An 11573-nucleotide genomic window follows, 5' to 3' on the forward strand; every position below is an offset into this window, starting at 1 on the left:
GACGTCCAAATGCGTTCCGGGCCGCGCAACTGCGTCCCGCACCATGCAACCGCGCCACGCGACCGCGCTCCGAGCAACGCGCCGCGCTGAGCAGCCGGGCTCCGCGCTGAGCAGCCGCGCTCCGCGCTGAGCAGCCGCGCTCCGCACCAAGCAGCCGCGCTCCGCGCCCGACCGTAGCCAGGTTCGGCTGCCCGTCGTGGCCCTCCGCCAGTGGCGTCCAAACCGTCCTGGCAGGCGCGGCCCTCATCAACCGCCCACCGGTGTGCCCTGGCGCACATCTCAGCCCCGAGGCCAACCGTCGCCCGGAACCCTGCCTCACCACAGAGCCCACCCACCCCCAAGGGGGCATCCCTTGCGTCCATTATCCCGGAAAACCGGAAGATCCCGCCCGCACCCTGTGGACAACACATCTCTGTGGATAACTCAGCGGCTCATCGATCCGCCGCCCGCCCATCGCGTCGATCCCCGTCCATCGACTACGGAAAGTGATGATCACTCTGCGCTATGCGACAACGGGAGTCGGGATAGGAAGGTCCACAGCGGAGCGTGCCGGAGTCGCGACGGAAATCGATCATCCACCAATTTCGAGATCATTTCAGGAGTACGGGTAAACGTACGGTGATCGAATTGGCGCACTGTGGAATGGGAGCTGTGGGTAAGCGCCCCGAAACAGCAAGACGCCCCGGAGCCGGTACGGCCCGGGGCGCGAATGCTGTGTGGGGGATTGATTCAGGCAGTGGGAGCGGAGACCCGAAGGCCGCCACGACGCTTGACCGCGCGCCGCTCGTCTTCGCTCATTCCGCCCCATACGCCGGCGTCCTGGCCGGACTCGAGTGCCCACTGGAGGCAAGACTCGGTCACAGGGCACCGCCGGCACACGGCCTTGGCCTGCTCGACCTGCAGGAGCGCGGGGCCGGACGTCCCGATCGGGAAGAACAGCTCCGGGTCCTCGTCGCGGCAGATCGCATCGTGACGCCAGTCCATGGCGGCAAACTCCTTGTTTCGGATGGGGTAATGAAAACAGTGCTGTTTACCTATATGCATGCGCCCGCAGTGCCGACGGGTTGTACCCGTACACTCACCGGAGCGTCAGCAAGCCTTTGTGTTTGGTCACCGTTCCGCGCTTCTTGTTTAGGAACGCGCACAAGTGGCAACCGGTTACTTCTTATCGCTTGTGAATGCTTTCACGAACTCTCGCGATGTCAAGGGTAGCGCTGGAAGTTTCTTCCAGCGGGTGAGCTGCCTCACGCACCCTTATGTCCGGTTCTGCTGCTCTTGCGAGAGCCGGTTGACGAACGCTCCCATCAATGTAGTACGGTCCCGGCCACTTCGCCGACCTTTTGCCCGTGTTTCTGTAACGGATCGTGAGCACGTCCCGAAAGACGTACCCCGAAGTCAGCAGATCACACGCAGCGCTGATGGGACGGACACGAAGTGCACCTTCTGCCGCTCCCCGAGATAGTCGCCGTCCAGTTGGAACGCCTGGGGTCGCGACGCGATCACGGTGAACTCGGCAAGGTCATGCAAACGAACTACTTGTTTACCCCGCGGATCACCCGATCGCCACGCGAGTTGTGTCACGGTCTTGGCTGTTGCGGAAACCTTGAGTTTGCGCAGGGCGAAGACGTCGAGCCCGAGATCGAATGATGCGTCCGGATTCGGGTCCACCGGACGGTCACCCGCGTACGTCCAAGGGGCCGTGTTCTGGATGATCACCGTGCCCAACCCGGTCTCCCCGGTCTCACCCGGACGCTCCAGGGTCATCGGCGGATCGGATCGGTCGACGCCGGTGAAGAACTGGCCGACCATCGACCGCATGTAGAGACCCGGCGTCGAGGTGCGGCCGCGCAGCCGAGCCTGCTCGACCCGGCGGATCACCGCGGCGTCCCAGCCGAGGCCGGCGGTGAAGGTGAAGTAGCGATCATCGGCGCGACCGAGACCGATCACCCGGTGCCGGCCGTCGCGGAGCCCGTCCAGGATCACGCTGGTTCCGTCCACCCAATCCTGGGGGAGACCGAGCGCGCGGGCGAAGACGTTCGTCGAACCGCCGGGGACCACGGCGAGCGCCGGCAACCGGTAGGCGGACGGGCCGGTCAGCCCGGCGAGGGTGCCGGGCGCGGTCATCAACCCGTTGACCGCCTCGTTCACGGTGCCGTCACCGCCGAGCGTGACCAGCACGTCGATGCCGTTCTCGGCCGCGTCCCGGGCCAGGGCGGTGGCGTGCCCGCGCCGCTCGGTGTAGCGGACGGTCAGGTCGACGGCGCTCTCCAGCGCCCGGACGAGAACGTCCCGGCTGCGCTCGGTGGTCGCCGTCGCCCGGGGGTTGACCACCAGCAACGCACGCATGGGCGGCACCTTACCCGCCGGAACCGGTTCTGGCTGTCGGTATGGTGCTCCAGTGACCGGTGAGAAACCCGTGACTTTGACTGCCGTGTCCCTCGACTGGGGTGTCCGGCTGCTCTATCTGCAGAGCTTGGGGATGGCCGCGTTCACGGCGTACCTAATTGTCCTAGATCTGACCAGTGATGACGTGAACCTCGGCGTGGCGGCCTCCCTCACCGTGATGGCGGCCCTGGCCGCCGTGGTGGTTTTCCTCGTCGCCCGGGCGCTCGGCCGGCGGAAGGTGCGGGCTCGCGGCCCGGCCGTGGTGGTGCAGCTCTTCCTGCTGGCCGTCGGCGGTTCCCGGATCCAGGTCGGGCCGCTCTGGCTGGGCATCCTGCTGCTGATTCTCGGCGCGACCACCGCTGTGCTGGTGCTTCTTCCGGCGAGTGGCCGAGCGTTGGGTGTCGATTAGCTGGTCCGGTGTGGCCGATCAGGGCCTAACCTGGATGGGTGACCGGCTCAACGGTGCGCCCGCCCGCATATCAGCAGCTTGCGGACGATTTACGTGCGGATATCACGTCAGGACGGCTGCAGCCCGGTGAACGGCTGCCGCCCGAGCCTGAGTTGTGCGTCAAGATCGGCGTCAGCCGCAGCACGGTGCGCGAGGCGTTACGCCTGCTCGCCAGCCAGCATCTGATCGTCACCACCCGCGGGGTGACCGGCGGGAGTTTCGTCGCGCACCCGGACGCCGGGCAGCTCGCGGACGGGCTCTCGACCGGGTTTGCGCTGCTCGCGCACTCGGCCGGGGTCGGTCTGGCCGATCTGCTGGAGCTGCGTCGCGCGCTGGAGGTGCCGGCGGCCGGGCTGGCGGCGGTGCGGCGTACCGATGCGCATCTCGCGGAGCTGCGGGGGGCGCTGTTCGATCCGGCGATCGACGACTTCGACACCATGCTGTCGGCGCACTCGGTGTTCCACCGGGTGCTGGCCAAGGCGACCGGAAATCCGCTGTTCGAGCTGGTGGGGCGGCCTCTGTACCAGGCCTCCTACGGCGAGGAGGTGGTCGCTCACCTGCCGCCGGAATACTGGTCGCGCATCGATGCGGATCACCGGCAGCTGGTCGACCATCTGGTGGCGCGCGAGGTCGAGGCGGCGACGTCGGCCGCGGCCCGGCACCTGGACTACATCGCGGTGGCGGCCGGTGCCGACACGCGAGTCGAGCGGGAACTCCCTAGTACTCCGTCCGGCGCGTGAGCAGCCGGATCGTCGCATACTGCCCATTCGCCTCGGCCGACGCCGACGTCGTCAACGCGGTCAGCACCTTCCAGGCGAAGGACGACTCGGACGGCAGTCGCGCGCCGCGCACCGTGGACACCGTGACCTCGACGGTCAGCGCGTCGTCGGTGACCGCGAACCGGCACTCCAGCTCGGCGCCGCGCGTCGCGATCGCCAGCAGCATCGCGCAGGCCTCGTCGACGGCGATGCGCAGGTCCTCGATCTCGTCGAGGGCGAAGTGCAGGCGGGCGGCGAGCCCGGCGGTAGCCGTCCGGAGAACCCCGAGGTAACCGCCGTCGGCGGGAACCGTCAGGAGTACGACGTCGTCTCCGACTTCCGGCTCTACGTGGGTCAGCTGAGTCACCCGCGACCTCCTCCTGTCGGTGGAGACTTTAACCGGTTACAGCGAGTTACGGCAGAGGCCGGCGCGCTCGGAGCGAACGGGCCGGCTCGGGGCATGGCCCGCGGTTCACACCGTCCTGCGGCGTGAACCGCGAGTCACGACCTGGCCCTCAGGCCTGCTTGGTCTCCCAGAAGATCTTGGAGATCTCCTCGATCTTGCCGAGCAGCTGGTCGGCGATCGCGACGTCCACCGAGCCCTTGGCGCCGGAAGCACCGGCGAGCTTGGTGGCCTCGTTGAACAGCTGGTGCAGCTGCGGGTACTTCTCGAAGTGCGGGGCCTTGAAGTAGTCGGTCCACAGCACCCACAGGTGGTGCTTGACCAGCTCGGCCCGCTGCTCCTTGATCAGGATGGCCCGGGTGCGGAACTCGGGGTCCGTGTTCGCCGCGTACTTCTCGGCGATGGCCTTGACCGACTCGGCCTCGATCCGGGCCTGGGCCGGGTCGTACACGCCACACGGCAGGTCGCAGTGGGCGCTGACCACGGTGCTCGGGGTGAGGAAACGCGGAAGTCGCATCAGGACTCCTCCATAGAGTTTGCGATGATCCGCCTTGACACTACCCCTTACATCCCTGGGCTAACGCGACGGAGGCTTGATGCCTTGAGGTGGCAATTACCACTGTTCGCCGTGCTGGTGAGCGGCCCGTCCATGGTGCCGACGCTGCGGTCCGGCGATGCTCTGATCGTCCGTCGGGGCGCCCGCGTAAGGACCGGCGACATCGTGGTCGGGCGCTTCCGTTCCCGCCCGGACCTGCTCGTCGTTAAGCGGGCAGTGCGGGAACACGACGGCGGTTGGTGGCTGGAGGGTGACAACGAGTTCGTCCGGGACGATTCACGGGTTTACGGGGTGGCGGATGTCATCGGCCGAGTAGCGTTTCGCTACTACCCCAGTCCAGGGCGGTTAAGTTAGTCTCCAGTATCCCCAGCGCACACCCGCGCTGCGGTCGCTTTCCCGGGTGACCCCCGCATCGCACCGCCGCCTGGCGCATACTCGCGACCAGGTCGTGTCAGGTGCCACGTATCAATGTCGATGCTGTGTGGAGTTCACCGTGTCTTTCTTCAGTTTTGAGCTCGATCCTGCCCTCGCCGCCGATCCCGTCTTCGACCTGCACCGCCGGGGCAAGATGACGATGAGCGCGACAGTTCCCCTGGCCAGCCGGGACGACCTGTCACTGGCGTACACGCCCGGCGTCGCCCGGGTCTGCGAGGCCATCGCCGAGGACGAGTCGCTCTACCCCGACTACACCTGGACCGCCAACACCGTCGCGGTCATCACCGACGGCTCTGCGGTGCTCGGTCTGGGCAACATCGGCCCCAAGGCCGCCATGCCGGTCATGGAGGGCAAGTCGGTCCTGTTCAAGCAGTTCGGCGGGGTCGACTCGATCCCGATCTGCCTGGACACGCAGGACGTCGAGGGCATCATCGCGACCGTCAAGGCGATGGCGCCGTCGTTCGGCGGGATCAACCTCGAGGACATCAGCGCGCCGCGCTGCTTCGAGATCGAGCGCCGCCTCGACGCCGAGCTCGACATCCCGGTCTTCCACGACGACCAGCACGGCACCGCGGTCGTCACCCTCGCCGCGCTCCGCAACGCGGCCAAGCTGCTCGGCCGCGACTTCGCCGACCTGCGCGTGGTCATCAGCGGGGCCGGCGCGGCCGGGGTCGCGATCACGCAGACGCTGATCGCGGCCGGCGTCCAGGGCGCCAACATGATCGTCGTCGACTCGCGCGGCATCATCCACGCCGAGCGCGGCGACCTGTCCGGGATGAAGGCCGAGCTGGGCGCGACCACCAACATCTCCGGTCGCACCGGCGGCATCGCCGAGGCCCTGATCGGCGCCGACGTGCTGGTCGGCGTCTCCGGCGGCACCATCCCGGAGGAGGCCCTGGCCGGCATGGCCCCCGGCGCGATCATCTTCGCGCTGGCCAACCCGACGCCCGAGGTCCACCCGACCATCGCCCACAAGTACGCGGCGATCGTCGCTACCGGCCGCAGCGACTTCCCGAACCAGATCAACAACGTCCTGGCGTTCCCCGGCATCTTCCGGGGTGCCCTCGACGTCCGGGCCACCACGATCACCGACGCGATGAAGGTCGCCGCGGCCGACGCCATCGCGGCGATCGTCACCGACGAGCTCCGTCCGGAAGCGATCGTCCCGTCGCCCCTGGACCCGCGGGTCGCCCCGGCCGTCGCCGCTGCTGTCGCGGCCGCCGCGCTCCGCGACGGCGTCGCGCGTCGTACCCCGGCGCCCGCTCCGGCCCAGGCCCGCCAGCCCGCCTGACCGAATTCGCCCAGCGCGCCGCTCCGCCCTCGGGTGGGGCGGCGCGCCCTTTTAGAAGATCAAAATCAAGATCTTCATTGCCTATCTCGGCCGGGGTACAGACCGTCGCTCCCGCGGGGACCCTTCCGGGCCTCGCAGGGCGCTGGCGCGCCCAGAACGCGAGGCCCGCAAGGGCGACGTGGTCGGCTGGTTGCGGTCAAACCACAAAACCCCGTGGACGGGTTCTGGAGATCATTTCCTCCACGGGTGGGCGCGGTCAGACCGAGCGACATCGATCGACGGACGTCCCCGGGAGCGCGCCCGGCGACTAGGGTCGGGTGATGCGCGCCGCCTACGCCTCCTCGCTTCAGCCCGATGCGCCGCTGAGCGGCCTGACCATCGGCGAACTGCCCTTCCACGTGCCCGACGGCTGGGTGCCGATCGAGGTCCGGGCCAGTTCACTCAACCAGCACGACATCTGGTCGTTGCGCGGCGTCGGGCTCCCCGCCGACCGTCTCCCGATGATCCTCGGCTGCGACGCGGCCGGCGTGACCCCGGACGGCACCCCCGTGTTGGTCTACCCGGTCGTCCAGGACAAGGCCGACCCGCGAGGCTATTCCCTGTTCTCCGAGCGCTACCCCGGCACGCTGGCCGACCGGGTCGCCGCCCCACCGGAGAACCTGATCCCGATCCCCGACGGCGTCTCCTTCGCCGAAGCGGCCTGCCTGCCCACGGCCTGGCTCACGGCCTACCACATGCTCGTCACCCGAGGCCGCTCCGCCGAAGCGAGCGCCGTCCTGGTCCAGGGCGCCGGCGGCGGCGTATCCACCGCAGCCGTAGCTATCGCCCTGGCCCTCGGTAAGCGGGTCTACGCCACCAGCCGTGACCAGTCAAAACGCGACCGCATCGCCGAACTCGGCGCGATCGCCCTGGAGCCCGGCGCCCGCCTCCCGGAACGCGTCGACGTGGTCATCGAGTCCGTAGGCGAACCCACCTTCGAACACTCCCTGAAATGCGCCGCCCCCGGCGCCCGCATAGTCGTCTGCGGCGCCACCGCCGGCCACCAGGCCCGGGTAGACCTGCGCCGGGTTTTCGCCATGCAGTTGGAAATCCTCGGCAGCAGCATGGGCACCCCGGCGGAGCTGGCCCAGCTCCTCCAGATGTGCGCCACCGCCCAACTCCACCCGGTCATCGACTCCACCTACTCGTTCGCCGCCATCCCCGAAGCCTTCGCCCACCTCTCCTCCGGCCAAATCTTCGGCAAGCTGGTCATCGAACACTGACCCACCCCACCCCCACCGCCGAAACCCGACGCGCCCCCAGACGCACCCGTGACCCCCAGCCAGGGCCGGTCAGCTGGCGTTGAGGGGTGGGTGGTGCCCGTGAGCACCCGCCGGCTCGTGGGGGTGTCTCGGGGCTGCTGGTCGCACAGGATGTCCGTCGGGGCGTGGTGGTCTTGGCGAAAGCGTGCACCCCTTGGTTAGGGTCGGGCGCATGTCTGACAACAGCGTCGACCCGAGCGGGAACACCGAGGCGTTCCGGGCGTTCACCGGAGGTCCGGAGGACTCGACACCGTCCAAGATGCCGTACATCATCGGCGGCATCGTCGCCGCCGTGGTCGTGATCGCCCTGATCGCCTGGCTCGCCCTGTAGAACCCCGCGCACCGTTCGCCTGGAGCCGGCCCGCTTGGAGCCGGCCCAGCCGAGCGGACGGCCCAGCCCAGCGGACGGCCCAGCCCAGCGGACGGCCCAGCCCAGCGGACGGCCCCGACCAGCGGGCGAAGCGCGGCCGGGGCAGGCGACAAACGGGCCTGGGCGGGCGGACGCGGGGTGGCTACGGAGCCAGGGAGAGAGCGCGCCGCGACTCGTGGGCGATCTCCAGCTCCTCCTCGGTGGGAATCACGCACACCGCCACCCGGGCGCCGTCCGGGGAGATGACCAGCGCGTTCTCCCGGTTGCGGACCGGGTCGACCGCGATGCCGAGGGGTTCGAGCCCGGCCAGGGCGGCCGCGCGGACGGCCGGCGCGTTCTCGCCGACGCCGGCCGTGAACGTGATGGCATCGACGCGGCCGAGGACGGCCAGGTACGAGCCGACGTACTCCTTCAGCCGCCGGATGTAGACGTCGAAGGCCAGCGCCGCGTCGGTGTCGCCGGAGGCGCGGCGTTCGAGGACTTCGCGCATGTCGTTGGCCCCGGCCAGGCCGGCCAGGCCGCCGTGGCGGGTCAGCGAGTCCTCGATCAGGTCGAGGGCCAGTCCCGCTTCCCGATGCAGGTGGAAGATCAGGCTCGGGTCGATGTCGCCCGATCGGGTGCCCATCACCAGGCCGCTGAGCGGGGTCATGCCCATCGAGGTGGCCTCACATCGCCCGCCGCGGACGGCGGCCGCGCTGGCGCCGTTGCCCAGGTGCAGGGTGATCACGTTGGTCCCGGCGGGCGGGCGGCCGAGGACGCGGGCGGTCTCGCGGGAGACGTACGAGTGGGACGTCCCGTGGAATCCATACCTCCGCAGCCCCCAGCGGCGCGAAAGGTCACGGTCGACCGCCCAGAGCACCCCTTCGGGCGGGATCGTCGAGTGGAATGCCGTGTCGAAGACGGCCACCTGCGGCACGTCCGGCAGCAGTTTCCGGGCGACCCGGATGCCGGTGAGCGCTCCCGGGTTGTGCAGCGGGGCCAGCGGGATCAGCTCCTCGACCGCGCTCACCACGTCGTCGGTGATCACGGTGGCCGAGGTGAACCGTTCGCCGCCGTGCACGACCCGGTGCCCGACCGCGGCCAGGTCGCTCAGGTCGAGCCGGTCCATCAGGCCCTGCAGCGCCGCGTCGTGATCGGCCGCCTCGCCGCCGGCCTCGCCGATCTTCTCGATGTGGCCCTTGGCCCGCACCTCGTCGCCGTCGAAGAGCTTGTAGCGCACCGAGGAGGAGCCGCAGTTGAGCACGAGCACCCGGGTCATTTCGCCCCCGCCTGGATCGCCGTGATCGCCACGGTGTTGATGATGTCCTTGACCGTCGCGCCGCGGGACAGATCGTTCACCGGGCGGCGCAGGCCCTGCATGACCGGGCCGACCGCGACCGCGTTGGCCGAGCGCTGGACCGCCTTGTACGTGTTGTTCCCGGTGTTCAGGTCCGGGAAGACGAACACCGTGGCCTGGCCGGCGACCGCGCTGTCGGGCAGTTTGGTCGCGGCGACGGCCGGGTCGATGGCCGCGTCGTACTGAATCGGGCCCTCGACGGGCAGGTCGGGGCGGCGTTCGCGGACCAGAGCGGTGGCTGCCGCGACTTTCTCCACGTCGGCGCCGGTGCCGGACTTGCCGGTCGAGTAGGAGAGCATCGCGACGCGCGGCTCGATGCCGAACGCGGCCGCCGTCCGGGCCGAGGAGAGCGCGATGTCGGCCAGTTGGGCGGCGTCCGGGTCGGGGTTGACCGCGCAGTCGCCGTAGACCAGCACCCGGTCGGCCAGCAGCATGAAGAACACGCTGGAGGCGACCGACACCCCGGGCACGGTTTTGATGATCTCGAAGGCGGGCCGGATGGTGGCCGCCGTGGTGTGCACCGAACCGGAGACCATGCCGTCGGCATAACCCGAGGCGACCATCATCGTGCCGAAGTAGTTGACGTCGCGGACCACGTCGTAGGCCAGGTCGAGGGTGACCGCGCGGCCCTTGCGAATCTCCGCATACCGCGCGGCGAAGTCGTCCCGCCAGGGGCTGGTGGCCGGGTCGATCAGGCGGGCGTCGCCGATCTCGACGCCCAGCTCACGGGCCCGCCGGTTGATCTCGGCGGGGTCGCCGAGCAGGGTCAGGTCGGCCACGCCGCGCCGGAGCAGGGTCTCGGCGGCCCGCAGGATCCGCTCCTCGGTGCCCTCGGGCAGGACCAGGTGACGGCGGTCGGCCCGGGCGCGGTCGATCAGATCGTTCTCGAACATGAGCGGGGTGACCCGGGCCGACCGGGCCACGTCGAGGACCTTGGAGAGCTCGGCGGTGTCCACGTTCGCCTCGAAGACGCCGAGCGCGGCCTGGACCTTGCGCGGGGTGCTCAACCGGGCCTGCACGCGGTCCGAGAGGGCGATGGTGTGGAAGCTGTCGCCCTTGGTGACCAGCATCGCGAGCCCGGTGTTGAGCCGCTCGATGACCTGGACGACGCGCGGGTCGGGCGGCTCGCCGAGGGTGAGGACCAGCCCGGCCAGGGTGACCGTGCCGGCCGCGTGGGCGGCGCTCGCGGCGACCAGCAGGTCGGCCCGGTCACCCGGGGTGATCAGCAGCGCGCCGTCGGTCAGGTGCTCCAGCACGGTGGGGACGTGGGCCGCGCCGACCACGTAGTCCAGCACGTCGCGGTCGAGCGCGGCCGGGGCGCCGGAGAGCACGGTCGCGTCCAGCGCGCCGGCGACCTCGCCGACCGTGGGCGCCGCGATCACGGCGACCTCGGGGATCGCCCAGAAGGGGACCGGCAGGCCGGGCGGCGGAACCGCCGGGGCGCCCGGGGGAACCCGGTTGGCGATCACGGCGGCGACCGTCGCCCCCAGGTCGACCAGTGAGTGATAGGCACTGCGGGCGGCCGCGGCAAGCGCCTCCGGGCTGCGGCCGGCGCCGCTGACCACCGGGACCACCACGCTGCCGAACTCGGTGGCCAGCCGGGCGTTGAAGGCCAGCTCGCGGGGGAGCTCGTCACGGGCCTCGGCGCCGGGATCGGCGAAGTCACTGCCGATGATCACGACGGAGGTGCTCTGCCGCTCGACCGCGCGATAACGCTCGACGATCCGGCCGACCAGCTCCTCCCGCCGGCCGTCGGCGATCAGGGCCGACGCCTCGGCCATGGTGACCCCGAACGACTCGGCCAGGGGCACCGGGCCGCGATAACGCTCCCGGAGGGTCGCCAACAGCGGATCACGATCGGCCGCGGACACCAGCGGCCGGAACACCGAGACACCGGCGACCTGCCGGGACAGCAGCTCGACGATCCCCAGGGCGACCGTGCCCTTACCGACACCCGGGCCCAAACCCGCTACATAGACACTGCGCGCCACGCCTTCAACCTACCGGCCGGGAATGAACGCCGCCGGGCCGAAGGTCCCGCCTGTGGACAACTCCCGGCCCACGGGCGGGTGCTCACGCCGTACCAAATCGGGATCTTGGGGTTATTCGTCGTCCTCGTCGTCGCGCGCAAGCCACGTGGCGAAACGCTCGATCGGGGTCTCGAACTCCGGGTTCATGTCGACGAAGGTGCGCAGCTGTTCGGCGAGCCATTCGAGCGTCACGGTCTCCTCGCCGCGCCGCTGAGCCAGCTCCTCGATGCCCCGATCGGTGAAGTACATGCCCGAATCGT

At 69.7% G+C, this 11573-nt stretch carries 13 protein-coding genes; 6 read left to right on the forward strand and 7 right to left on the reverse strand.

Annotated features, from left to right (window positions below):
- Positions 1-729 precede the first annotated feature (729 nt).
- Positions 730-984, reverse strand: a complete 255-nt coding sequence (locus ACSHV8_RS45630) for a WhiB family transcriptional regulator (protein WP_067697263.1) — start codon at positions 982-984, stop codon at positions 730-732.
- Positions 985-1395: 411 nt separating this feature from the next.
- The gene (locus tag ACSHV8_RS45635) at positions 1396-2346 is read right to left on the reverse strand and encodes a diacylglycerol/lipid kinase family protein (RefSeq protein ID WP_436526673.1); all 951 of its coding nucleotides are present in this window, start codon (positions 2344-2346) and stop codon (positions 1396-1398) included.
- 70 nt (positions 2347-2416) lie between these two features.
- Between ACSHV8_RS45635 and ACSHV8_RS45640 the strand changes: the two genes are divergently transcribed.
- Together ACSHV8_RS45640 and ACSHV8_RS45645 are read left to right on the forward strand one after the other, a co-directional pair.
- On the forward strand, positions 2417-2794 hold the full coding sequence (locus ACSHV8_RS45640; protein ID WP_436526675.1) for a hypothetical protein: 378 nt from the start codon (positions 2417-2419) through the stop codon (positions 2792-2794).
- Positions 2795-2832: 38 nt separating this feature from the next.
- Complete coding sequence (locus ACSHV8_RS45645) at positions 2833-3573, forward strand: FadR/GntR family transcriptional regulator (RefSeq protein ID WP_436526677.1); 741 nt, start codon at positions 2833-2835, stop codon at positions 3571-3573.
- Here ACSHV8_RS45645 and ACSHV8_RS45650 read toward each other — a convergent pair.
- Both ACSHV8_RS45650 and sodN read right to left on the reverse strand, forming a co-directional pair.
- A complete protein-coding gene (locus tag ACSHV8_RS45650) occupies positions 3551-3958 on the reverse strand; it encodes an ATP-binding protein (protein ID WP_436526679.1) in 408 nt (135 codons plus the stop codon). The genes ACSHV8_RS45645 and ACSHV8_RS45650 overlap by 23 nt on opposite strands.
- A 148-nt stretch (positions 3959-4106) precedes the next feature.
- Positions 4107-4511, reverse strand: coding sequence for a superoxide dismutase, Ni (gene sodN / locus ACSHV8_RS45655; RefSeq protein ID WP_436526681.1), 405 nt, complete (start codon positions 4509-4511; stop codon positions 4107-4109).
- A gap of 24 nt (positions 4512-4535) precedes the next feature.
- On the opposite strand from sodN, the gene ACSHV8_RS45660 reads away from it, so the two are divergent.
- From ACSHV8_RS45660 to ACSHV8_RS45675, 4 genes are all read left to right on the forward strand, one after another.
- Positions 4536-4904: a S24/S26 family peptidase gene (locus ACSHV8_RS45660; protein ID WP_436526683.1), complete on the forward strand. Its 369-nt coding sequence runs from the start codon at positions 4536-4538 to the stop codon at positions 4902-4904.
- Positions 4905-5043: 139 nt separating this feature from the next.
- Complete coding sequence (locus ACSHV8_RS45665) at positions 5044-6276, forward strand: NAD(P)-dependent malic enzyme (protein ID WP_436526685.1); 1233 nt, start codon at positions 5044-5046, stop codon at positions 6274-6276.
- A 320-nt stretch (positions 6277-6596) separates the two neighbouring features.
- Complete coding sequence (locus ACSHV8_RS45670) at positions 6597-7538, forward strand: zinc-binding dehydrogenase (RefSeq protein ID WP_436526687.1); 942 nt, start codon at positions 6597-6599, stop codon at positions 7536-7538.
- Positions 7539-7749: 211 nt separating this feature from the next.
- Positions 7750-7908 (forward strand): hypothetical protein, encoded by a 159-nt coding sequence (locus ACSHV8_RS45675; protein WP_436526689.1) that lies wholly within the window; start codon positions 7750-7752, stop codon positions 7906-7908.
- Between the two features lie 181 nt (positions 7909-8089).
- Here the strand turns inward: ACSHV8_RS45675 and ACSHV8_RS45680 are convergent, their stop codons facing one another.
- The 3 genes from ACSHV8_RS45680 to ACSHV8_RS45690 form a co-directional block, all read right to left on the reverse strand.
- Complete coding sequence (locus ACSHV8_RS45680; protein WP_436526691.1) at positions 8090-9205, reverse strand: acetate/propionate family kinase; 1116 nt, start codon at positions 9203-9205, stop codon at positions 8090-8092.
- Positions 9202-11274 (reverse strand): phosphate acetyltransferase, encoded by a 2073-nt coding sequence (pta, locus tag ACSHV8_RS45685; protein WP_436526693.1) that lies wholly within the window; start codon positions 11272-11274, stop codon positions 9202-9204. The genes ACSHV8_RS45680 and pta overlap by 4 nt, the downstream gene beginning before the upstream one ends.
- Positions 11275-11385: 111 nt before the next feature.
- Complete coding sequence (locus ACSHV8_RS45690) at positions 11386-11562, reverse strand: DUF6104 family protein (protein ID WP_203746356.1); 177 nt, start codon at positions 11560-11562, stop codon at positions 11386-11388.
- Positions 11563-11573 lie beyond the last annotated feature (11 nt).

Source organism: Actinoplanes sp. HUAS TT8 (assembly GCF_051380535.1).
GTDB lineage: Bacteria > Actinomycetota > Actinomycetes > Mycobacteriales > Micromonosporaceae > Actinoplanes.